At 52.4% G+C, this 23,483-nt stretch carries 25 protein-coding genes; 21 read left to right on the top strand and 4 right to left on the bottom strand.

Annotated elements, in window-relative coordinates; translation table 11 throughout:
* Positions 1-180 precede the first annotated feature (180 nt).
* From phnC to phnP, 13 genes are read left to right on the top strand one after another with little or no spacing between them, the layout of a single operon-like run.
* On the top strand, positions 181-1,023 hold the full coding sequence (gene phnC, locus EV681_RS03830) for a phosphonate ABC transporter ATP-binding protein (protein WP_128396020.1): 843 nt from the start codon (positions 181-183) through the stop codon (positions 1,021-1,023).
* A gap of 23 nt (positions 1,024-1,046) precedes the next feature.
* Positions 1,047-2,042, top strand: coding sequence for a phosphonate ABC transporter substrate-binding protein (gene phnD / locus EV681_RS03835; RefSeq protein WP_128396021.1), 996 nt, complete (start codon positions 1,047-1,049; stop codon positions 2,040-2,042).
* A 57-nt stretch (positions 2,043-2,099) separates the two neighbouring features.
* On the top strand, positions 2,100-2,918 hold the full coding sequence (phnE, locus tag EV681_RS03840; RefSeq protein ID WP_207227002.1) for a phosphonate ABC transporter, permease protein PhnE: 819 nt from the start codon (positions 2,100-2,102) through the stop codon (positions 2,916-2,918).
* 33 nt (positions 2,919-2,951) lie between these two features.
* Positions 2,952-3,671 (top strand): phosphonate metabolism transcriptional regulator PhnF, encoded by a 720-nt coding sequence (gene phnF / locus EV681_RS03845; protein ID WP_128396137.1) that lies wholly within the window; start codon positions 2,952-2,954, stop codon positions 3,669-3,671.
* Positions 3,668-4,117 carry a phosphonate C-P lyase system protein PhnG gene (gene phnG / locus EV681_RS03850; RefSeq protein ID WP_128396023.1) on the top strand — a complete coding sequence of 150 codons (450 nt, stop codon included), beginning with the start codon at positions 3,668-3,670 and terminating at the stop codon, positions 4,115-4,117. The genes phnF and phnG overlap by 4 nt, the downstream gene beginning before the upstream one ends.
* Entirely contained in the window at positions 4,114-4,698 is a 585-nt protein-coding gene (phnH, locus tag EV681_RS03855) for a phosphonate C-P lyase system protein PhnH (protein ID WP_130303315.1), read from the top strand. Before phnG ends, phnH begins: the two co-directional genes overlap by 4 nt.
* A 9-nt stretch (positions 4,699-4,707) precedes the next feature.
* The gene (locus EV681_RS03860; protein WP_130303316.1) at positions 4,708-5,961 is read left to right on the top strand and encodes a carbon-phosphorus lyase complex subunit; all 1,254 of its coding nucleotides are present in this window, start codon (positions 4,708-4,710) and stop codon (positions 5,959-5,961) included.
* Positions 5,958-6,812, top strand: a complete 855-nt coding sequence (locus EV681_RS03865; RefSeq protein WP_130303317.1) for an alpha-D-ribose 1-methylphosphonate 5-phosphate C-P-lyase PhnJ — start codon at positions 5,958-5,960, stop codon at positions 6,810-6,812. The genes EV681_RS03860 and EV681_RS03865 overlap by 4 nt, the downstream gene beginning before the upstream one ends.
* Positions 6,809-7,639, top strand: coding sequence for a phosphonate C-P lyase system protein PhnK (gene phnK / locus EV681_RS03870; protein ID WP_128396027.1), 831 nt, complete (start codon positions 6,809-6,811; stop codon positions 7,637-7,639). Before EV681_RS03865 ends, phnK begins: the two co-directional genes overlap by 4 nt.
* A 34-nt stretch (positions 7,640-7,673) precedes the next feature.
* Positions 7,674-8,378, top strand: a complete 705-nt coding sequence (phnL, locus tag EV681_RS03875) for a phosphonate C-P lyase system protein PhnL (RefSeq protein WP_128396028.1) — start codon at positions 7,674-7,676, stop codon at positions 8,376-8,378.
* Positions 8,368-9,513 (top strand): alpha-D-ribose 1-methylphosphonate 5-triphosphate diphosphatase, encoded by a 1,146-nt coding sequence (locus EV681_RS03880; RefSeq protein WP_130303318.1) that lies wholly within the window; start codon positions 8,368-8,370, stop codon positions 9,511-9,513. Before phnL ends, EV681_RS03880 begins: the two co-directional genes overlap by 11 nt.
* Positions 9,513-10,094 (top strand): phosphonate metabolism protein/1,5-bisphosphokinase (PRPP-forming) PhnN, encoded by a 582-nt coding sequence (gene phnN, locus EV681_RS03885; protein ID WP_130303319.1) that lies wholly within the window; start codon positions 9,513-9,515, stop codon positions 10,092-10,094. Before EV681_RS03880 ends, phnN begins: the two co-directional genes overlap by 1 nt.
* Positions 10,091-10,849: a phosphonate metabolism protein PhnP gene (gene phnP / locus EV681_RS03890; RefSeq protein WP_130303320.1), complete on the top strand. Its 759-nt coding sequence runs from the start codon at positions 10,091-10,093 to the stop codon at positions 10,847-10,849. The genes phnN and phnP overlap by 4 nt, the downstream gene beginning before the upstream one ends.
* A gap of 48 nt (positions 10,850-10,897) precedes the next feature.
* Here the strand turns inward: phnP and EV681_RS22475 are convergent, their stop codons facing one another.
* A complete protein-coding gene (locus tag EV681_RS22475; RefSeq protein ID WP_165392932.1) occupies positions 10,898-11,098 on the bottom strand; it encodes a hypothetical protein in 201 nt (66 codons plus the stop codon).
* Between the two features lie 136 nt (positions 11,099-11,234).
* Between EV681_RS22475 and EV681_RS03900 the strand changes: the two genes are divergently transcribed.
* From EV681_RS03900 to EV681_RS03935, 8 genes are all read left to right on the top strand, one after another.
* Complete coding sequence (locus EV681_RS03900; RefSeq protein ID WP_128396032.1) at positions 11,235-11,774, top strand: iron transporter; 540 nt, start codon at positions 11,235-11,237, stop codon at positions 11,772-11,774.
* Positions 11,775-11,776: 2 nt separating this feature from the next.
* On the top strand, positions 11,777-12,133 hold the full coding sequence (locus tag EV681_RS03905; RefSeq protein ID WP_128396033.1) for a cupredoxin domain-containing protein: 357 nt from the start codon (positions 11,777-11,779) through the stop codon (positions 12,131-12,133).
* Positions 12,134-12,157: 24 nt separating this feature from the next.
* The gene (locus tag EV681_RS03910) at positions 12,158-13,003 is read left to right on the top strand and encodes an FTR1 family iron permease (protein WP_128396034.1); all 846 of its coding nucleotides are present in this window, start codon (positions 12,158-12,160) and stop codon (positions 13,001-13,003) included.
* Positions 13,004-13,121: 118 nt separating this feature from the next.
* Positions 13,122-14,489 carry a 4Fe-4S binding protein gene (locus tag EV681_RS03915; protein WP_130303321.1) on the top strand — a complete coding sequence of 456 codons (1,368 nt, stop codon included), beginning with the start codon at positions 13,122-13,124 and terminating at the stop codon, positions 14,487-14,489.
* A 389-nt stretch (positions 14,490-14,878) separates the two neighbouring features.
* Positions 14,879-16,195 (top strand): mechanosensitive ion channel family protein, encoded by a 1,317-nt coding sequence (locus EV681_RS03920; RefSeq protein WP_130303322.1) that lies wholly within the window; start codon positions 14,879-14,881, stop codon positions 16,193-16,195.
* 10 nt (positions 16,196-16,205) lie between these two features.
* Positions 16,206-16,985 carry a 2-keto-4-pentenoate hydratase gene (locus EV681_RS03925; protein ID WP_130303323.1) on the top strand — a complete coding sequence of 260 codons (780 nt, stop codon included), beginning with the start codon at positions 16,206-16,208 and terminating at the stop codon, positions 16,983-16,985.
* Between the two features lie 269 nt (positions 16,986-17,254).
* Positions 17,255-17,914 carry a hypothetical protein gene (locus EV681_RS03930; protein ID WP_130303324.1) on the top strand — a complete coding sequence of 220 codons (660 nt, stop codon included), beginning with the start codon at positions 17,255-17,257 and terminating at the stop codon, positions 17,912-17,914.
* Positions 17,915-18,879: 965 nt separating this feature from the next.
* Positions 18,880-19,845, top strand: a complete 966-nt coding sequence (locus EV681_RS03935) for a purine nucleoside phosphorylase YfiH/LACC1 family protein (RefSeq protein ID WP_165392933.1) — start codon at positions 18,880-18,882, stop codon at positions 19,843-19,845.
* A gap of 125 nt (positions 19,846-19,970) precedes the next feature.
* On the opposite strand, the gene EV681_RS03940 is transcribed toward EV681_RS03935, so the two are convergent.
* From EV681_RS03940 to EV681_RS03950, 3 genes are all read right to left on the bottom strand, one after another.
* Positions 19,971-20,675 carry a 4'-phosphopantetheinyl transferase family protein gene (locus EV681_RS03940; RefSeq protein WP_130303326.1) on the bottom strand — a complete coding sequence of 235 codons (705 nt, stop codon included), beginning with the start codon at positions 20,673-20,675 and terminating at the stop codon, positions 19,971-19,973.
* Between the two features lie 121 nt (positions 20,676-20,796).
* Positions 20,797-22,044, bottom strand: coding sequence for an MFS transporter (locus EV681_RS03945; RefSeq protein WP_130303327.1), 1,248 nt, complete (start codon positions 22,042-22,044; stop codon positions 20,797-20,799).
* A 59-nt stretch (positions 22,045-22,103) separates the two neighbouring features.
* On the bottom strand, positions 22,104-23,462 hold the full coding sequence (locus tag EV681_RS03950; protein WP_130303328.1) for a beta-ketoacyl synthase N-terminal-like domain-containing protein: 1,359 nt from the start codon (positions 23,460-23,462) through the stop codon (positions 22,104-22,106).
* Between the last annotated feature and the right edge of the window lie 21 nt (positions 23,463-23,483).

Below are 23,483 nucleotides of genomic sequence, written 5' to 3' on the forward strand. Positions count from 1 at the left end.
GCAAAACTGTCACTGCCTTGTAAGACGGCATTAACCGGACTGTCACACATATTCCTTAATATGACGGCACTTGAACTGCAGTGGCCCGCTATGGCTAGCCGACTGCTGACATCTGCTGCTTGCGCTCGACCGTTTTCCGGTGTATCGGCCCGGCAGTTGCAAAATATATAGAGGAATACGATGACTCAGGCAATCCGGGTTCAGAATTTGAACAAGACATTCGGCACCAGACAGGTCCTGCACGATCTGGAACTGGACGTGGCTCCTGGCGCGATGGTTGCGCTGATCGGCGCATCCGGTTCCGGCAAATCCACCTTATTGCGTCATCTGGCCGGCCTGGCCATTGGTGATCGCCAGGTGGGTGGCGATATACAGATGCTGGGCCAGCAAATGCAGAAAGACGGCATATTGAACCGCAATGTTCGTCGGTTGCGTTCGGACATCGGTTATATCTTTCAGCAGTTCAATCTGGTGGGGCGGTTGTCGGTCCTGAAGAACGTCCTGCTGGGTAGCCTGGGGCGCATGTCGCGGGTACGCGGCGCACTGGGTCTGTTCAACAAGGAAGAAGTGAATAACGCGTTGCGGGCACTGGAGCGGGTAGGTCTGCTTGAGTATGCCCATCGTCGCGCTTCGACCCTGTCGGGCGGTCAGCAGCAACGCGTGGCCATTGCCCGCGCCCTGTGCCAGAAGGCCGAAATTATCCTGGCAGACGAACCCATCGCGTCACTGGATCCGGAATCGGCTCGCCGTGTCATGGAGACATTGGCGGACATCAATAAGCGCGACGGAAAAACAGTCATTGTCACGCTGCATCAGGTGGATTACGCAGTCAAATATTGCCGCCACGCGGTAGCGCTCAAAGGCGGCAAGAAGTATTTCGACGGCCCCATCACCGGGCTGAGCAACGAATTTCTGAGCGACCTGTACGGCTCGGAAATAGGTACGGCGCTTCTGTTCGGAGAGCAGGAGGCACAAAAAACACCCGCCAGAGACCCGGCACGCCTGGTTCTGGCAGCAGCTTAAACATTATTTCATTAGGAATTTTCATGTTCAAATCGACCATTCGCCGCCTTGGCATTTCCCTGTTCGCGCTGGGTATGAGTGCCGCTGCGGTTCAGGCCCAGGAATCCAAGGAACTCAATTTCGGCATTATCTCTACGGAATCTTCCCAGAACCTGAAAACCGTGTGGGAACCGTTTCTGGCCGATCTGTCTAAACAAACCGGCTACAAGGTAAAGGCTTTTTTCGCGCCTGATTATGCCGGCATCATTCAGGGCATGCGCTTCGATAAAGTCGATATTGCCTGGTACGGCAACAAATCGGCCATGGAAGCCGTGGATCGCGCCAATGGCGAAGTGATCTACCAGACGGTTGATAAAGATGGCAAACCTGGCTACTGGAGCCTGCTGATCGCCCATAAAGACAGCAAAATCAATTCAGTCAAGGACATGCTGGACAACGCCAAGACACTGAACTTCAGCAACGGCGATCCGAACTCCACCTCCGGTTACCTGGTGCCTGGCTATTATGTGTTTGCTGAAAACAATGTCGATGCCAACAAGATTTTCAAACGCTCGGTCAATGGCAGCCATGAAGTGAATGCACTGTCTGTGGCAAACAAACAGGTTGATGTCGCCACCTTCAATACCGAAGGCATGGAGCGCTTGCAAAAAACCAATCCAGCCAAGGTTGCCGAGTTAAAAGTGATCTGGAAGTCTCCACTGATTCCGGCTGACCCAATCGTCTGGCGCAAGAATCTGCCTGAAGATGCCAAGACAAAACTTAAGACATTCTTTGACAATTATGGCGACAAGCCCGAAGAGCTCAAAGTACTCAATGCATTGGCGTGGGGCAAGTTCAAGCCTTCAAGCAATGATCAGTTGCTGCCTATCCGCCAACTGGAACTGTTCAAAAAACGTTCGCAAATTGCCGGCGACAGCAAACTGGACGAGCAGGATCGCAAGAAACAGATCGCCAGCCTGGACGAAGAGCTGAGCAAGATCTCTGTTCGCATGAAAGCAATCGAAGGTAAAAACTCGTAATTTGAGTTGATCATGATGGCGGCCTGCGCTGTGTTTGCAGGTTGCCATAAACTGGAAATGAATATGTCTGTATTGACGACAAGCCCCAGCCCGATGTCCGGCGCACTGCTTGCGCAGCCGCCGCGCATGACATGGGCAAAAATGCTGGGATGGGGGCTGTTCCTGCTGTTTTTGGCCTGGGCCTGGAAAGGCGCCGAAATGAATCCGGTTCTGCTGTGGACCGATTCGGGCAACATGGCTACTTTTGCCGCGGACTTTTTTCCGCCCGATTTTTCTGAATGGCGCATGTATGCGCGGGAAATGCTGGTGACCATTCAGATCGCCGTCTGGGGTACCGTTCTGGCGATCATTTTTGGTATTCCACTTGGCATATTGTCTTCATCCAATCTGGTGCCCTGGTGGGTTTGCCAGCCGGTGCGGCGCCTGATGGACGCCTTGCGCTCCATCAATGAAATGGTCTTTGCGATGTTGTTCGTGGTGGCCGTGGGCCTGGGCCCGTTTGCCGGCACCCTGGCGCTGTTTCTTGGCACCACAGGTGTATTGGCCAAGCTGTTCGCAGAAGCCGTGGAAGCGATTGATCCGGGTCCTGTTGAAGGGGTGCGCGCCACCGGCGCCAGCGCTTTGCAAGAGGTGATATTCGGTGTGATTCCCCAGGTTATGCCCTTGTGGGTGTCGTATGCACTGTACCGGTTTGAATCGAATGTGCGCTCGGCCACCGTGGTGGGGATGGTTGGAGCTGGCGGTATCGGTGTGTTACTGTGGGAAGCAATCCGCAGCTTCGCTTTCGGGCAGACCGCAGCCATTTTGCTCATCATTATTGTGTGTGTGAGCGTGATCGACGTGGTCTCGCAGCGACTCAGAAAATTCTTCGTGTGATGGAACAAGGCAGGCAACTGCCTTTTTAAAATGATGAACTTGTCTAGACAAGACGAACCCCTGTATCAGACATTGGCTTCCACTATCCGGGCTGAGTTGTCTATGTATAAACCGGGAGACCTGCTGCCTGGGGAGCTGCGACTGGCTGAGCGTTTTGATGTCAATCGTCATACCGTGCGGCGGGCGCTGGATCTGCTGGTGCAAGAGGGCAATGTTATCCGGATCAAGGGCAAGGGCACCAAGGTGCTGACCCGGCCGCTGCTGTATCCGGTGCAGGCCAAAACCGCCTACACCGACCAGTTTTCAGCCATGGGTCACACCGCCCGGGCGCAATTGCTCAAAGTGTATCGCCGCCCAGCCAACCACGATGAGCTGACGCAACTGGCCCTGGCGCCGGGCAGCGCCGTGCTTGAATATCGCACGCTGCGATTTATCGACAACGAGCCGATCAGCGTCATGACGCACTTTTTTTCTTCCGGCTACGAAGCCTTGCTGCAAGATTACAAACGTGATTCCATGCGCCAGTATCTGAAAGAACGCGGGTGTGAGCTGCAGCGCGCCTCCAGCGTGATCGGGGCCAGGCTGCCCACCATTGACGAAGCCTCGCGCCTGCTGATTCCACAATCGGCGCCGGTGCTTACCGTTACCACCCTATCCAAAAACCAGCACGGTCATCCCGTGGAGTTGACGTTTTCCGTCAGCCGCGCCGACCGTTTTCAATATCAGGTAGTTTTAAACGGAGAACACATATGAAAGCGGACTTTGCTCCGACCGAGCGACAACACTGGATGCAGGTGCTCGCGCGCGCAGGTGATGCGCTGGCCGGGTATGAATCCGAGCTTGGCGGTGTACCTTATCAATGCATACGCAAGCCGGAAACTGGTATGGCCATGGTGCGGGGACGCACTGGCGGCACCGGACAGGCATTCAACCTGGGAGAGATGACGGTCACGCGTTGCGTCGTGCAATTGCCGGACGGTCGTGCCGGGTACAGCTACATTGCCGGACGCAACAAGCGTCATGCAGAGCTGGCTGCCCTGGCCGATGCCTTGCTGCTCGGGGACGAGAAAGCAAAACTCATGCAATCGGTGATCGAGCCGCTTGCACGCAGTCAGCAACAGGCGCGTCTGGCCAGACAAGCCCAGGTGGCCGCTTCCAAAGTTGACTTCTTTACCCTTCTCCGAGGAGAAAATGAATGACTGCTCCTGTTCTGGTTCCTGCCTTTGAAGATCCTGTGCTGAATGCGCAAATGAGTTTTCGCGCTGCGCTCAAGGCCATGTCCGAACCCGGCATCATCGCCCAGGCCGATTTTGCCGATGCCCTGGATATTATGCATCCGGCTACTTTTTCCCTGGCGCTGACGCTGTTTGATGACGATACGCAAGTATGGCTCAGTCCAGCGCTCGATACGCCCATGGTCCGGGCCAACCTGGCGTTTCATTGCGCCTGCCCTGTGACAAACAATCCGCAGCAGGCCGACCTGGCCATCATTACCGCCGCCGAGGTCGACTATCTTGAGCAATTTCGTTGCGGCACCGATCGCGATCCGGAACTCTCATGTACGGTGATTGTCCAGCTCGACAGCCTGGAAGGCGGGCGCCAGGTCGTGCTTGAAGGGCCGGGCATCGAATCACAGCGCGCCGTAACACTGCCGCTGTGTGAACGTTTCTGGTCGGCACGCAGTCTGGTGACCGATTTTCCCAAGGGACTGGACTTTTTCATGACCAGCCAGCGCCAGTTGATGGCTTTGCCACGCAGTACCGTGGCCAGCGTCCTATAGGAGAATACGATGTATGTTGCTGTAAAAGGCGGTGAAACCGCTATCGAAAATGCGCACAGACTACTTGATCAGAAACGTCGTGGCGCGACCGACGTACCACCTCTGTCGCTGGCCCAGATCGCGCAACAGATGCCGCTGGCCGTGGCCCGGGTGATGAGCGAAGGCTCGCTGTACGACAGAGAGCTGGCCGCGCTGGCCATCAAGCAGTCTGCGGGCGATCTACTGGAAGCGATTTTTCTGTTGCGAGCCTACCGCACCACACTCAGTCGCTACTGCGTCAGCCGCCCCCTGCATACCGAGAGCATGCAGCTGGAACGACGCATTTCCGCTACTTACAAGGATTTGCCGGGCGGGCAGTTGCTGGGGCCGACCTTCGACTACACACACCGTTTGCTGGACTTTACCCTGCAGGCCGAAGGTGAACAACCCCAGGCGCTGCAGCAGAGTGATGGGCAGCAGATTCAGGCCGCCGTTGATGGCGCTGATGGGGCCGCAGCCGCACAGCAGGCGACATTGCCGGGCGCGACGCTCCCGGATGAAAACGCGCAGGCAGATGTCGCCATCGAAGATGCAGGGCAGGACTTTCCGCGCGTCTTGGGCCTGCTGGCGCAGGAAGGACTGATGCGCGAAGAAATGGACAGTGCCCAGCCGGTTCCCGACATTACCCGTGAGCCGCTTGATTTCCCAAGTAACCGGATGCAGCGCCTGCAGGCACTGGCGCGTGGCGATGAGGGGTTTCTGCTTGCGCTGGGCTATTCGACGCAGCGCGGCTATGGCCGTAACCACCCATTTGCCGGCGAGATCCGCATCGGTTTTACCGAGGTGTGGCTCGAGCCTGAGGAACTGGATTTTGCGGTACCGGCCGGGGATATCGAAGTCACTGAATGTGAAATGGTCAATCAGTTTGTTGGCTCCAAAGACCAGCCTGCGCAGTTTACACGCGGCTACGGCCTGGCTTTTGGCTATAACGAGCGCAAGGTCATGGGCATGGCCCTGGTCGATCGCGCGCTGCGCGCAGCCGAGTATGACGAGGAGATTACCTCGCCGGCGCAACAGGAAGAGTTTGTGCTGATGCATTGCGATAACGTCGAAGCGGCCGGCTTCGTATCACATCTGAAATTGCCGCACTACGTGGACTTCCAGGCTGAGCTTGAGCTGATTCGCAAAATGAGAAAACGCGACGCACAGGCCGAATCCGCTCACGAACAGCAGCAGGACACAGAAGCGGGACAGGTCTCGCCGCAGAAGGAGAAACGGGCATGAACGCCATAGCAGAACCCTATAACTTTGCCTATCTGGATGAGCAGACCAAGCGCATGATTCGCCGCGCACTGCTCAAGGCAGTAGCCATCCCCGGCTATCAGGTGCCTTTCGGGGGACGCGAGATGCCGCTACCTTACGGCTGGGGCACCGGCGGCATGCAACTGACCGCTGCCATCCTGGGACGCGATGACGTATTGAAGGTGATCGATCAGGGCGCGGACGATACCACCAATGCTGTGTCCATACGGCGCTTTTTCTCACGTACCGCGAGCGTTCGCACCACAGTGGATACGACCGAAGCGACCGTGATACAAACCCGTCACCGCATTCCCGAGACGGCATTGAGCAATGACCAGATCATGGTGTTCCAGGTGCCGATTCCCGAACCGCTGCGTTTTATCGAACCGTCGGAAACCGAGACCAAAACCATGCATGCGCTGAATGATTACGGCGTCATGCATGTGAAGCTGTACGAAGACATTGCCCGCTATGGTCATATCGCTACCGCCTACGCCTATCCGGTGCTGGTGGCCGGACGCTATGTGATGGACCCGTCTCCCATACCGAAGTTCGACAATCCCAAACTGCATCGCAGCGCCGCGCTCATGCTGTTTGGCGCCGGCCGTGAAAAACGCCTGTATGCCGTACCTCCCTATACCGATGTGGCGAGTCTGGACTTTGAAGACCATCCGTTCGAGGTACAGAAATGGGAGCACAGTTGCGCCATTTGCGGATCCACGGAATCGTTCCTGGACGAGATTATTACAGACGACAAGGGCAGCCGGGAATTTGTCTGCTCCGATACTGACTACTGCGCGCAGCGCGTGGCACAAGCAGAGGTAACACAATGAGTGCATTGCAGGCAAGCAACAATCAGGCGGATCGTCCGGTGCAGGACGAACTGGCCGGCGAACCGCTTTTTCAGGTATCGGACATTGGCCTTTTGTTTGGCCCGGACAAGGGATGCCAGGCGGTCAGTTTCGATTTGTATCCCGGCGAAGTGCTGGGCATCGTCGGCGAGTCGGGGTCCGGCAAGTCTACGCTGCTCAATGTGCTTTCCGGCCGCAGTCAGCCCGATGCAGGGACAATTCATTATCGGCAGACCGATGGCGCGGTAACTGATCTGTATGCGTCCTCGGAGGCGCAACGGCGCACCTTGTTGCGCACCGAGTGGGGGTTTGTAGAACAGAACCCGCGCGATGGTCTGCGCATGACCGTGTCGGCGGGCGCCAACATCGGCGAGCGCCTGATGGCGCAAGGAGTACGCAATTACGGCGTGCTGCGCAGCGAATCGGAGCGCTGGCTGCGTCAGGTGGAAATTGACGAGTCGCGCATTGACGATTTGCCGCGCACGTTTTCCGGCGGCATGCAGCAACGGCTGCAGATCGCCCGCAATCTGGTCTCCCATCCGCGGCTGGTGTTTATGGACGAGCCGACGGGCGGGTTGGATGTCTCGGTGCAGGCCCGCTTGCTGGATATGCTGCGTGCATTGGTGCGTGACCTGGGTCTTGCCGTCGTTATTGTGACCCATGACCTGGCTGTGGCTCGGCTGCTTGCAGACCGACTGATGGTGATGCGGCGCTCGCGCGTGGTCGAAAGCGGGCTGACCGATCAGATCCTGGATGACCCACAACATCCGTACACGCAACTGCTGGTCTCATCCGTATTGCAACCGTGATAGTACAGTTGTAATCAACGCATTCGGAGAAACAATGAATACCGTTCTGGAAGTAAATAATCTGTCCAAAACCTTCACGCTGCATCAACAGCAGGGTGTGCAACTGCATGTGCTCGAAGACATCAGCTTTTCGGTCAATGCCGGCGAGTGCGTGGTGCTGCACGGTCAGTCGGGCGCCGGCAAATCAACGCTGTTGCGTACGTTATATGGAAACTATCTGCCTGGTGGCGGCTCGATTCGCGTGCTGCACCGCGATAACATGACTGAACTGGTCGGCACGGCGCCGCGCCAGATCATGCAGGTACGCCGGGAGACAATGGGCTACGTCAGCCAGTTCCTGCGTGTTATTCCGCGCGTCAACTGCCTGGATGTGGTCAGTGAGCCGGCGCTGCTGCGCGGCTGGGGCGCAGAGCAGGCCAGTGCACGTGCCGCCGACCTGTTAACGCGTCTTAATATTCCGCAAAGGCTCTGGTCGCTGGCGCCCAATACCTTTTCTGGCGGCGAACAGCAGCGCGTGAATATCGCCCGGGGGTTCATGGTCAACTGGCCATTGATGCTGCTGGATGAGCCGACGGCATCGCTGGATGAAGCAAATCGTCAGGTGGTGCTGGAAATGATAGGCGAGGCCAGGGCAGCCGGCTCCGCCTTGATCGGCATATTTCATGACAAGGCGGCGCGTGAAGCAGTGGCAGACCGCAGCCTGGATATCGCGACTCGGGAGATGAAACATGTTGCGTGAACGAGTGATCACAAATGCAAAGATTGTCACCGCCAGCGAAGTCATCAGGGGCACCGTGTCGCTGCGTGACGGACTGATCCATGATGTCAGTGAAGGCACAAGCAGCCTGCCTGCCGCTGAAGACTGGCAGGGCGATTTCGTTATTCCGGGACTGATCGAGCTGCATACCGACAACCTTGAGAAGTACATGAATCCGCGTCCCGGCGTAGACTGGCCCTCGGAGAACGCGGTATTGGCGCACGACGCGCAAATCGTTGCTGCGGCCATCACAACCGTATTCGATGCGCTTTCTATTGGCGATGTGAACCCCAAAGGGCAACGCCTTCTGCAGTTACCCAAAATGGTGGAAGCCATTTCCCATGCATCCGACCAGGGGCACACGCGCGCCGAGCACCGACTGCATCTGCGTTGCGAAGTCAGTCATGAAAAAACGCTGGGCATTTTCGAAGACCTGGTAGGCAATGAGCTGGTGCATCTGGTGTCGGTCATGGACCATACGCCGGGCCAGCGCCAGTTCGTCAAGTATGAAAAATACCGCGAATACTATCAGGGCAAGTATCATTTGAATGATGCCGATATGGATGCTTTTATCGTGCTGCAAAAACAGAATGCCGATCGTTACAGCGAAGGCTATCGCCGTCGTATCGTGGATATTTGCCATGAGCGTGGTCTGTCGCTTGCCAGCCATGATGATGCCACCAGCGAGCACGTGCACGAATCAGCCGGTTTTGGCATGACCATTGCTGAGTTTCCCACAACCCATGAGGCGGCTGCGCTCAGTCACCAACTGGGCCTGAAAGTGCTGATGGGCGCACCCAACGTGGTGCGCGGCGGTTCCCATTCCGGTAACATCGCGGCAACCGACCTGGCGCGCAACGGAGTGCTGGATATTCTGTCCAGCGATTATTACCCGGCAAGCATGTTGCAATCGGTGCGTATCCTGAGCCAGTCCGACCTGGGAATCAGCCTGCCGCAGGCCGTCAATATGGTCAGCCTGGCGCCGGCCAGGTCCGCCAATTTGCCGGACCGTGGCCAGATCAGCCCGGGACTGCGTGCCGATCTGGTGCAGGTCAAGGATACGGGCGGGCAATTTGTGGTGCGGCAGGTGCTGCGCGAAGGTCAACGGGTATTTTGATGTCGGGTCAGCTGATTTACGTGATGGGGCCTTCCGGCTCGGGCAAAGACAGTCTGCTGCAACTGGCTGCCAGCCGTGCAGGATCGCAGTTGCTACTGATGAAACGCTATATAACCCGGTCGGCCGAATCCGAGGGAGAAGATGCCTTCTCCCTGTCGCCTGAAGCCTTCGATGCGATGCAGGCGCGTGGCGAATTTGCCATGAGCTGGCGTGCCAACGGCCTGGCCTATGGCATCCCGATAGAACTCGATAACCTGCTGGCGCAGGGACATACCGTATTGGTCAACGGTTCCCGCGCCTATTGCGAGTCTGCGGTACAACGCTACAAATCGGTGCTGGTGGTACTGGTGCAGGTCGATCCGCCATTGCTGTTGCAACGGCTGCTGCAGCGCGGTCGAGAAAGCCGCCAGGAAATTACTCAGCGGCTGGCGCGCAATACCGCACTTGATACCGCATTCATGGAAAGCCTGCGGGAGCAGGGCGCGCGGCTGGTGGTGCTTGATAACTCCGGCGACCTGGACAGCGCCGTGACGCAGTTATTGGATACAATTGAACGGGCCACGACACTGGAGCGGCAATGAAATTGACTTTCCTGGGCACCGGCAATTCGGCGCAGATGCCTGTTTATAACTGCGACTGCGTGGCCTGTGCCCGGGCCCGCAGTGATACTCGCCATGTGCGCCTGCCATGTAGTGCGTTGCTGCACGGTGATGACGGGCAATGGCTGATCGACAGCGGGTTGACGGACCTGACGACCCGCTTTGCGCCCGGCACGCTGCAGGGCATCTTCCAGACGCACTATCATGCCGACCATGCCCAGGGCCTGTTGCACCTGCGCTGGGGCGTCAATTTGCGTATTGCCGTGTACGGTCCTGCGGATGAGGTTGGTTTTGCAGACCTGTATAAGCATCCGGGCATTCTGGATTTTTCCCAACCGTTTGAAGCCTTTGAAGAGCGGCCGTTTGCCGGTTTCAGCATCACCGCCTTGCCGTTGCAACATTCCCGTTTGACCTACGGCTATCTGATCCGGCCCGATCAGGGTGACAGCCTCGCCTATCTGACCGATACGCAAGGCCTGCCAGAGCAGGTAGAGCATTTTTTGCGCGCTCAGCGTCCTGCCCATTGCGTGCTCGACTGCTCTTATCCGCCCCGTCCAGAACCCGGGCGCAATCACAACGACCTGAATCAGGCGCTGGCGATCCATGCCGCCATTGGGGCTGGGACCACCTGGCTGACCCATGCCGGGCACGAACTGGACCGGTACCTGATGGCCCACCCGGAGGCGCTCCCAGGGGATGTGCGGCAGGCCTTTGACGGTGACCAGATTCAATTATAAATTGACGCAGGGCATGACGCCAATGGCGTCAGCCCTCGCCCCGGCAGATTAAAGGGCAGCGCGATTGCCGGGCGTCATGGCTGGCGGCCTGATTCTGTTCTTGCTTGCTTGCGGCGATTGTCTCGATTCCAGCCAGCCATCCAGCCAGCCATCCAGCCATCCAGCCATCCAGCCATCCAGCCAGCCAGCCAGCCAGCCAGCCAGCCAGCCAGCCAGCCTATTGGGCCCTGGGCTCTTTTTTTCCGACATCTACACCGGATACGCAAAAACGAGCCTATGTCTGCGTGCTTTTGATATTTATTAAGGCGACTGTCAGCCAACATATAATAATATAAACGAGAAATATTCTCATTTACCTATTCATCTTATTGGTGGACATTCAAGTATGAACAAGAAAATCGCCCTGATCGGCGCCGGCATGGCGCTGGCTCTGTCACTGTCTGCGCAGGCTGCCGAGTATCCTATCGGCAAACCTCACATGAAAAACGGCATGGAAATCGCTGCCGTGTACCTGCAGCCCATCACCATGGAGCCGGCAGGCATGATGCGCGAGGCCAAGGATTCGGATATTCATCTTGAAGCTGATATTCATGCAACTGCCGACAACAAGAACGGGTTCGAGGAAGGCGCATGGATGCCCTATCTGACCATTAAATACAAGCTGGAAAAAGAAGGCGGCAAGGTTCAGGAAGGCATGTTCATGCCCATGGTAGCCAACGACGGCCCGCACTATGGCGACAATGTGAAGCTGCAAGGGCCTGGCAAATACAAGCTCACCTACATTATTGATTCGCCCGAGGCCAATAAAATGAATCATTTTGGTCACCATACCGACAAGGAAACCGGCGTAGAAGCGTTCTGGAAGCCATTTGAAGTCGAGTATGAATTCACGTATGCCGGTACAGGCAAAAAAGGCGGATATTGATCATGGTCAAACGCGCTCTGGCTATTGCTGGTCTGGCGCTTTCCCTGACTCTGACCCAGGCGTTGCTAGCGGAACACGCCTGGGCCGAGACGCCAACCTTTACCCTCACGTTCAAGGAAGACGGCACGTTCGAGCCGCAGCGGCTTGAAGTGCCCGCTGGTCGCTTCAAGATCAACCTCATCAATGAAAGCAAGGTGCCTGTTGAATTCGAGAGCCTGCCGCTGCGCAAGGAAAAAGTGCTGGGACCGGGCCTGTCTTCATTCCTGGTTTTCACTATTTCCAAACCCGGCGAATATCCGTTTTTCGACGATTTTCACCAGTCCGTAAAAGGAACGCTGGTGGTCAAGCCCGCGCAATAGCATATTCATTCACAAGGAATCCAATTGGATCAAGTGGCATTTATCGTCTGGCGTGAAAGCGTCGAAGCCCTGCTTGTTGTAGGTATTCTGTACACCTGGCTGCGAGCCTCTCCGGAAGGTCGGCGCGGTATGCCGTGGCTCTGGGGCGGGGTGGCTGCCGGGCTGTTGCTGGCTGGCGCGCTGGCCCTGGTCTTCATGGGTGTGTCCACCTGGCTGTCTGATACCGGTCAGGAGTGGTTCCAGGCGATTATGGCGCTGGTGGCTTGCGGGCTGGTGGTGCAGATGGTCATGTGGATGAAAAAAAATGGCCGCAAGCTCAAAAGCGACTTGGTCAGTGGTGCTTCGGCCAATCTCCAGCGTAACAGCTGGTGGGGTCTGTTGGTTCTGGTCATGATCGCCGTGGCGCGCGAAGGCAGCGAGACAGTGGTTTTCCTGTGGGGAACGGTATTGGCCGGTGCGCAACAGAATCAGGCATGGATGCTTGCCGCTGCTGGTGTGGGTGGTTTTCTGCTGGCGTTGCTGACATTCTATATTCTGCAATTGGGTGGCAAAATTATTACCTGGCGCCGCTTCTTTCAAATTACCGAAGTGTTATTGCTGCTGCTGGCGGGCTCGCTGCTCGTCAATGGTATAGATCATCTGATCTCGCTTGAAGCCATTCCGACGTTAATGGATCCTGTGTGGGATACCAGTGCAGTGCTTGATGACAGCAGTGGTATTGGCAAGGTGCTAGCCGATTTTGCCGGCTACAGGGCAATGCCTTCTCTCATGCATGTCATTATTTTCGTTCTGTACTGGCTGGGTGTTTTTCTGCTGTACCAGATGTTGCGCTCGGAGCCGGCGGGAGCCGCTATTGCTGCCCGTGGCTGATGCGCGCAACAGAACGTGTTGTGACTGTTTTTAAAAAAGGCGCCTCTGTTGGCAGGACATGGCGCCGTCACGCTTTTCCTGTCTGTAGCGGTATCTTTGTTCCTTTAGGGTGTGCTCCATGAGCGCCATGCTCCAATCTTTCGCTTATCGGTTCTCGACGTTTCTGCGGGACCATAAAAGGCTGCTGCGTAATCTGCAGTGGTGCGTGGTCGGCGTTTACTTTTTCCTTATTCTTGTTCCTGCTGCGTTACCGCTGCCGGGCAATTCCGCGCATATCTTTTCGAACCTGACCATTTTTGCCCAGTTTGCCTTCTGGGGCATCTGGTGGCCCTTCGTGCTCGTGTCCATGCCCCTGATGGGGCGGGCTTGGTGTGGGTGGTTCTGTCCTGAAGGCATGCTCACCGAGTGGGCCAGCGAACACGGTCGTGGTCGTGCCATTCCCAAATGGATGCGCTGGGGCGGCTGGCCATTTGTTGCCTTTGCCCTGACCACGATTTACGGCCAACTGGTCAGCGTATACCAATATCCCTGGGCGGTGCTTGCTGTTCTGGGTGGATCTACTGTGGGGGCCATGGTGGTTGGTTACCTGTATGGGCGCAATAAACGCGTCTGGTGCAAGTATCTGTGCCCGGTCAATGGGGTGTTCCAGCTATTGGCCAAACTGGCGCCCTGGCATTACAAGGTCAGTGAAGACGCCTGGCGCCACCCGGTTCGCCGCATAGAGAGAATCAATTGCGCACCACTGGTGCCCCTGCGGCATATGAAGGGGGCCAGCGATTGCCATATGTGCGGACGTTGTGCCGATTATCGTGGTGCCATTGCGCTCACTTCCCGCTCACCCGAGGAAGAAATCGTTGATGTGGCGCAAACCGGTGGCTGGCAGACGGCCCTGATCATATGGGGGCTGATGGGCATTGCAGTGGGCGCCTTCCTGTGGAGCGCCAGCCCGTGGTTTGTCAGTCTCAAACAGGCCATGGCCGAGTGGCTGGTCAACCGTGATGTCTTCTGGCCTCTGGAACAGAACGCGCCCTGGTTCATTCTGACGAATTATCCGGAAGTCAATGATGCTTTCAGCTGGCTCGACGGCTTTACCATCGTGCTGTTCATTTTTGGCACTGCGCTGGTTACCGGGGGGGCGTTGTGGCTGAGCCTGCAATGCATACAGAAAGTGGTGGGCGCAACATTTATCGGCGCTGTCGATACCGTCGCACAGGCACTGATTCCCGCGGCTGGCGTCGGCGTCTTTCTGGGATTGTCCGCCACCACGATTACCCTGTTGCGCAATGACGGTATTGCCACCGGCTGGGCGGGCCCGGCCCGCCTAACGTTGTTGTTTCTTTCCCTGCTGTGGTCTTTGCGCCTGGCCTGGAAAATTCTGCAACGACATCAGGTGATGCTGTGGCAGCGAGTCACCTGTATGCTGTTATTAACGGCAGGCCTGGCGCCATTCACTTATGCCTGGCTATTGTTCTTTGTGATCTGGTAAGCAGCGTGGTGCCCAGGCCTGGTAGTCTTAATCCATTACATTGCCGCCCGGCGCCGCCTGTCTAAGCGCATAGATCGCGCGCAGATGTATTCGGCCAGCAGCATAGAATCCAAAGTATAAAATCAGAAATACGTAGCCGGATAGCAAAAGCCGTATAGACAGAGTCAAGATATAAATGGTTAGATACGGGTAGTCAGCATTTATATGTTCAGGGCCAGTATGATGTGGTGTATACGTGCGACGCCACATCGTGCGTATTGTCGCGGTCCTGCCGTGACTTGGCGAGATCCTGGCCCAACTGCTTCGAGTCGTTCTGGTACTTTACACAGATGACGAGCGTGGGCCAGTTTGCTACTATGTGATGCTTCTAAGTATTCTGATGGTAACTCATGAAAGAAACCCCTTCTGACTGGTTGGCTCTGGCCGGTTTGCAGCTTTCTCCCTTTGCAACGTTAATCGTCACCCTCGGGGTCATGCTGCTTTTGCTGGCGCTGTTGCATGGTGTCCTGCATTATGGCGTGTTGCGCATGTTGCGGGGCAGAATGCGCAATGATCGTTTTCTCTTTATCAAGCTCGTGGGTCACTCGTCCCTGTTTCGCTATGCCGCCATGCTGGTGCAGGGTTTGGCCCTTGGCTTGCTGACACGCCTGTGGGTGCCGCCCGGCTCGGTCCATGAAGGTTTGCTGGGATTTTCGCGCATCTGGATGCTGGTCTACACCATTCTGGCGGTTTTTGCATTCCTGGACATCGTGCTTGACTGGTGCTTTCGCAAACAGGTCGCTGTCCAGTTTCCGCTCAAGGGCATCGTCCAAAGCCTGAAAATCATCGCAGCCATTACCGGCGTGATTTTCATAGTCTCGGTCCTGATCGGCCAGTCTCCGGTTATTCTGATCAGCGGCCTGGGTGCCATGACTGCCGTGCTCATGCTCATATTTAAAGACCCGATTCTGGGTCTGGTGGCCGGCATCCAGTTGTCCGCCAATAATATGCTCAGTATCGGAGACTGGCTGGAGATGCCCAAATACAATGCCGATGGCGCGGTCATTGATATCGGCCTCACAACGGTCAAGGTGCGCAACTGGGACAATACGGTAACCACCATTCCCACCTATTCGCTCATTTCGGATTCCTTCAAGAACTGGCGGGCTATGTCCGAATCCGGCGGTCGTCGTATCAAGCGCGCCATCCACGTCGATGTCAACAGCATCAAGTTCATTACCGAAAGTCAAATGCAGCGCCTGACCAAAAGCCGACTACTGTCTCAATATATTCTGGAAAAATCCCGGGAGGTAGAGGACTACAATCGGTCGCGCAGCGAAGACCTGTCGTCTGCGCTCAACGGCCGGCGGCTCACCAATATCGGCACCTTTCGGGCGTATCTGGAAGTCTATCTGCGCAACCATCCGCATATCCATCGGAATATGACCCTGATGGTGCGCCAGCTGGCACCTGAGACAACGGGCGTCCCCATAGAAATCTATGCATTTACGACAACGGTGGTCTGGGCCGAGTATGAACGTATCCAGTCCGATCTGTTCGATCATATCTTTGCCGTGGTCGGCGAATTCGATTTGCGCGTATTCCAGCAGCCCAGCGGGTATGATATGGCAGCACTCAAATCGGCCATCGCCGGCAATTTGAATACAAATATCGATAACAACGGCAACACAAGCGGCAGCGCTTCTGGTGCACAACCCAATTCGTAAAGGAGACGTCATGGGCCCAACCCCTCGTGAGCTGGCACTGCAGTTGCAGCAGCAATTTGATACCCGCGTGCATTTTTCCCCATTGCTGGTCGAAGGCAGGCCATTGAGTCTGGAGCAGGCTTATGCGGTTCAGGAGCAACTGGTCCAGATTCGCATGGCGCGTCACAATACCCGGCGGGCCGGGTTGAAAATCGCCCTGAATGCACCTGCCGCCTGGAGCAAGCATGACCTGACCGAGCCTGTCTATGGCGAGTTGCTGGATACGGCGTTGCTGCCTTCCGATGCAGTGCTGTCCATGAGTGACTACACGCACATGAAATTTGAGTTTGAAGTGGCCGTGCGCATAGGCAAGGAGCTCTCCGGTGATGATTTGGACAGCGTGCAAGCGGCCGCTGACTGGATTGATGCGGTCGCGCCAGCGGTCGAGGTGCTGGACGACCGCTGCCCGGACAAGACCTCGCCCGATGCCCAGACACTGGTGGCATGCAATGTCAATAATACGTCCGTAATTCTGGGCCAGTGGCAGTCTGCTGTGTCCGATTTTGATCGGAATATCACTATTAGCGCGCATGGCGCAGTGATCGAACAGGGCAACGTGGCAGATATTGTCAACCCCCTGGAGTCAGTATACTGGTTGGCCAAGGTTATGGCCAGACAGCAGCGCAGCATTCCTGCCGGCGCAGTGCTTATTACCGGTAACCTGATGACGGTGCGATTTCCCAGTGCAGGAGATCAGTTCACGTTTGAACTAGAAGGGTTGGGATCGGTATCATTTCGCTGTGAACCATAACGGCATCCGCAGTACCGTGTGATTCAGAGACGATGGCGTGGCGCTACAGCCCCGGCGCTGACAGCCGTCAGTTACACGAGGCCATGTGCCGTGGCTTGTCGAAACGGAGGTGGATAACACGTCAACACGGGACGTAGGCGTCGCGGTTGACATGGATAATTTGATTTAAGGCACGAATATTATGCTTTTTTAGCGCGCATTGACTAGCCAGTTCGAATGATTTGTTTCAAAATGGTTGCGGGTTTTTGCTTTGTCGTACAGGCTTGTCGATGCATTTCAAAGATTTTGTCAATGGGCTGTCGGAGCCATTCAGACTGAATTCGGCCATGGCGGGGGCAGATATCAGTCTGCCGCGCTTTAATCAAATCCTGCCGCAAGTTCTGCCCAATGCCCAGTTGCATCTCGCAGCACAACAGGCGCCTGCGTTCGGTGTCAATCTGTCTGCGTTTTCCTTGACTGCGAGGGCCAGCATAGTCATGCTGCAGGCGCACCATGCCGATCTGGTATTGGCACCGCCGGCGCTGGTACCTGCCACCAGCAATAGCCAGCAATGGTTTCTGTTATGCGCATGGGAGTCAGCCGAGTTCACCGGCAATGCCAACAGCTGCACACTGCAGGCAGGCGATCTACTGCTTCTTCACAGTTCCAGTTCGGCCACCCTGCGTCCGCATCTCAATCTGAACTGTACCATTATTGCCCTGCAGGAGCATTGTGTCGGATACAGTCAAACGCTGTTTCGGCAGGCATGTAATCAGCACTTTTGCGCAGACAGCGGTTGGGCGCGATTGCTGTCGGCACACTTGCACGAATTGAATGAACCGTTCATGGAGCGCATCGCCACAGTACCGTCAGATCAGGCCGTATGTCTGGACACGATCCTCTCGCTGGCAGTCATGATGCTGGGGCAAAGCGTCCATCATTATATCTGAATGATAATAACAGTTAGTTAAGTATAAGTCATTGATGTAGATAGTATTTATATCACTAACATTTTTAGCTTTTTATGAGCTTGTTTTCAAAGTCCATCCTAGATCAAGCAGGTCTGAGGCCGCAAATACGAACTCCAATGTATTGGTGATGAACGTAAATTCCCTCAAGTGCTTTTTGTAGTCGAATGCACCGTTGAGCGTTTTCAGCTCGACAGCGTCCATCTACTGGGCCATTACTTTCCGATCATGAAAAGTTAGTATAGGATCTATTCAGGACTATTCTGTTCGAAGAACTGCTTCGACTCGAAATCGGTAACAAAATAAACCATGTATTGGATACTGCATACTTGGTTTTCCGAGTGTCCCTTTAGCCGTAGAATTAATGATTCAGATATAACCTAGAAAGTTGTAGTTCACTGACCCTTAATTCCCAATTTGTACTGCAAGCAAAAGGCCTATCCACTCAAACACGTAAATACATGTGCTCCCGACTATCGTTCAACTCAACTGAAAGATGAGACTCTCGACTCCAAAAAGCCGATACGAAGATCGAAAATATTTTCTTAAACGGAGTTCGAGCCAGTGATAAAGTACACTACTAATTCGCCTGACAATTGAGCCATAACCGTTGAACCCCCTATGACCGATCTCATTATAAGGGATCACGCGAAGTAAGAAAAATGTGTAATTTAAAATGGCTAATTCTACAATTACCCTTTAGGACTGTCTTAAATATACTTATAATTCTATAAGAAAAGAAATATTTTTTCGACAATTAGAGCTGTACCGGCGAACCAGTTGCCACGCGAGGCTCGACCAAGATCGTATGGATGTATGCACGCGCAGCTGGCACATTAAACAATTGGTCTATAGCTTTTTTACCCATCTTGTGCATTGTATTGAAATACACAACCTTACTGTCCTTACGCTATGACATACAGGGACATATGACTAAAAGGACTATGATGAATCCAACGCTATCAGCCATAAAAAATATCCAATTCGGATTCGGCGATATGGATGAACCAATCCCAGAGTTTTCTTATGCACTGTGGAAGCATAGAGCTAAAAAAACACAAGTGCATGGTACTCGTATCGCTTTGGCAGAATCTTTCGGTCAAGACGTTGGCAATGCCGACGGTGTATTTACTCGAACTCCTGGCCTTCTCTTAACCTTAGTGAATGCGGACTGCTTTCCGCTATTATTTGCAAAACACGATGGTTCTGCGATCGCCGCGCTGCACGTCGGCTGGCGTGGCGCATTAGGTGGCATTATTTTAAAATTTAAAGAATTACTTATTAATGAAAGGGAAGATCCTGCAGATTGGCAGGTTGCTATTGGCCCAGGCGCATGCGCGTGCTGTTACGAGGTAACTGATCAAATCATAAGCGATTTTTCAAGAGCCTGGAATTTATCAGCTGAAAAAATTTCACCTACGCATAGAAAATTAGACCTACCAGTAATTATCCAGCATCAACTAGCAGTTTCAGGATTTCAACTAACTGGCAATGGCAGTGAGTGTACGATATGTTCAGGAAAAAGCGAGAACCGAACACCTGCTTTTCATAGCTTCAGAAGGAGTGGCTCGCAAATGCCACAAGTATCAGCTATCGTAATTCATTCAAACTCTTCAAATAAAACTCAAAATTTGGAGAAAATTAGCCGAAGCCGGGAACAAGCCATGATGGATATTTACCCGCGACTATATGATTTTTCCAAAGATAGAATTGGTGTTTCGATTCCAAATATCAATTACCACATCAAACCCAACCCCATCGTCTCAATAGTGACAGATAGAATTTTTTATCATAGGCATCCGGATTTAAAAAATCGGCGAATAACGAACATATCGCAAGACTCAAAGTATTTATCGGAATGGGTCAATATTTTTATGGAACAAGGGGGTAATGTGATTTTATCGAAACAATAAACAAACCGCGTCAAATCAACGTCGAGAACAGTCGCTAGTCTCTGACAATTAGCCTCTATTTTGATTCAAGATTAAAGCATCAATATAGAGATAAAAATACAAATCTATCTTATAAGACTAATTTTTTAAGAGATTTGCGTAAAGGTAATTACATAATTTTCTAACACATCAAATTTTATAACAAAAATCATACCGCTTTCATAGAATGTGTTGATATCCCTATTTAGCTGTAAAAATAGCAAATTCTCTCCTGAAGAAACGGAGCATAATTCCACATCAACAAAATCAAAAAAAATATTAGCGACTGGGTAGATGGCCTTGAATAACGTTTCTTTTGCGGAAAAAAGAATAGTCGAGCACAACTCAAATGAAAAATTGGTTGACATCAATAACTCGTACTCTTTCCGGCTAGCTATATATGAGCATACCTTACTGGCGTTTTCTATGCTCATAATATTTTCAATATCTACACCTATATTCTTTATCTCTGACGTTAATGACACAACAGATACTGCTCTATTACAAGTATGAGAAATCGAGCCAACTATCCCCTGTGGCCACAAAGGGACTCTATTTTTCCTAATCTCGATTGGAAAGTTCTCTATTCCTATATTTTTCAAAGCACAAAGCGCTGCAATTCTGCCCGCCAGAAATTCAGCCTTCCTTATCACTGATAATTTATAGAAAATAGCAGGTTTTACTACTCTAAAGTCATCGAACAATTTGTCACTATAGTAATCAATATTAAATTCACATAAGACTCCATAGACATTAACCGATAATATTGGGTTTCTATAAATGGAGATTTCAACGATAAATTTATTTTCCATATTCTCATTTTCGATGGATAAGTGACTACTTAGAATGGCTCAATAATCGAAATGCGATGGTTTCTTCCAAAAAATATATCAAATCAGTAACCCTGTAGGCACCTGTCCATCAATTAAAATCTTAATTACTCTGCAATCTCATTTTTCTGAACTGAAACAGATCGTGGATGCAAAAAAATACCATAACGAAAAACGAGCTAATACAAAGAGTCAGCCAGAACGTCGAGTAATTAGCGCTTGATTCAACGCCCGACAACATATAGCCAAACAAACTATTTCCTAAAATAGCGCCGATCATTGCTGCAAAGGATGAGAGGCCGAAAATTTTGCCCAATTGTCTGCTTTCTGTATTTTTTGCCAACCAAATGTCAACAAACAACATCACAACTACTTCAGCCAAACTGAAAATTATTATTGCAACGATAAAAAAAGCTATAGACAAATTCCCTACGGTTTGTGCCGATAAAGCACTGAAAAAGAAACTCAGAGTGACAAGAGCTAAACCGATCCCAGAAAGCGGTGTATTTTTCTTCATCAATCGAGCTGCCGGCAATTGAAAGACAACTGCAACAATAGCATTAATGACAAAAATAGCACCAACAACGGCAACGCTATAATTGTCTTTTGCATATATAGGAAAAGCCAATTCAAGTGATGTATAAAAGAAATGAAAGCAAATTTGAAGTAATAGAATTACGAATACAGACGGCGTGAAAATCAACTTAAAGAAACTAGTTAAATCAAATGGAGCCGAGGGTCCTAAACTATCCTTTGCCTCTTTTGGAATTTCAAGAAAAAGCAACGTTAGGATTAACGTAAAAATAATAGCAACACATATACAAATTACAGGAAATGACCAAGATAGTAATAAATATCCTACTGCAGGCCCGAGAATGATTCCCAAATTTAATGCAATGATTCTTGATGCCAGCAGTGCTGCAATATCCCCCTCTCTACTTATCAATAGCGTTTTCCCGGCTGTTTGAGCTAAAGCTACGCCAACACCACTGAGTAATGTAGCTATCATCAACGTTTCAAAAGACTGAGCAAACGCTAAAAAGACATAGGATACGATCCTTATAAAGACACCCCAAAGCATAAGCGGACGACTACCAAATTTATCTATCAAAAATCCTGCTAATAATGCCAGCCCGCGATGCGCGAAAACATTAACTGACAATAAGATACCAATCTCAAAACTGGATATCCCCAGATTTTTAGTCATGTAAAAAATATAGAAAGGAATAATTGCGTAAGATCCGAGTGCCATAAAAAAAATTACGACAATCAATAATGCATGTACTCGGTTCAGCAAAAATGCGTCTTTATATTCTGATATCTTATTGCGCAAATTATAGGTTGATTGCATCGTCTTCTTATCTTAGGAAATATACTCTATTGAAAAACCTTTAAAGCCACAGTACTTTATCAAGGAGTAAACAATTTTGGGTTACGGTTGATTATTTGCTTGGTGCCCCCCCCGATCTCTAAAGGTTGATTTGACTCTTCCAGTAAGATATGAGCATTACTACCCCCAAGCCCGAACGAGCTAATTCCACCGATGCGCTTACCATCGGTGTCCCAAGGCTGTGCTTCCTTAGCTACTTGGAACTTTGGTGAATGAGCAGAACATTCTTCGGAAAACCGCTCAAATCCATAAAGAGGATAAATCGTCTTCCTCTCCAAAGCCATCACCATTTTAATTAAACCAATGACGCCAGCAGCAGCATCAAGATGTCCTAGATTGGCTTTGACACTGCCAAGCCATACTGATGAAGTGTGATTTTCAGCAAAAACGCCTGCAAGCGCAGAAAGCTCGATGCCATCTCCAACCAGGGTGCCTGTGCCATGTGCTTCAATACATGACACATCTTTCGGAGAGATACCTGAGTTTTTCAAAGCTTTGGTGATTACATTCAATTGCCCATGCGCAGCAGGCGTAGTGAACCCCATCCTACGAGATCCATCGTTATTGATGGCGGAACCGCGAATAATACCTTTCAAATTTCCTCGGATAACGCCACTGCGAAAATCAGCAAGCCGGCAAAGAACAACCGCTCCTCCTCCCTCACCACGAACTGTACCACTTGCCGATTGGCTAAAAGGGCAGCATTTCCCGTCGGAAGACATAATACTGCCAGGAACATACAAATATCCTTTATGTTGAGGCCATCCGATAGACACACCGCCAGCCAAAGCTATATCACAATCACCGCTCAATAGAGCTTGGCGCGCTAAATGAACCGTTGCTAGTGAGCTCGAACATGCATTTTGAAGCGTTAAGGTTGGACCCTCACATCCCAAGCGATAGGCGACGTTTGCAGCAAGATGGGAGACACTATTAAAGATTTCGAGACTGAAGCGTTTTAATGAGTCTCCTGGTATATCCGAAAAACTGGATGCGTAGTTATTACTACTTTTGGTAGCGAACACCCCGGTAGAGGGATACTCTCCAACGTCGATACCAGCACTTTCAAGCGCTAAATGACAAATTTCAAGAAACTGGCGATGCTGTGGGTCTGTAAGCCGTGCCTCAGATGGCGGGATGCGGTAGAGCGCATTATCGAAATAAGCAGCATCTTCAAGTATTGCCCTATACGGTCGATAATCTGGATGACTAAACGTAGATTCCTGAACACCAGCTTCTCTCAACTCGGTTTCAGAAACCTCTCGAATAGACGATTTATTTGATACAAGTAAATGGTGAAATTCTTCTGGCGAAGATGCGCCGGCGACGCGGCACCAGTATCCAATTATAGCGATATCTTCCTCGGTATTATATGGCATTCGTATTCTCCGTTAGTATTG

Origin of the sequence: Advenella incenata, assembly GCF_004217095.1 — a bacterium.
GTDB lineage: Bacteria > Pseudomonadota > Gammaproteobacteria > Burkholderiales > Burkholderiaceae_B > Advenella > Advenella incenata.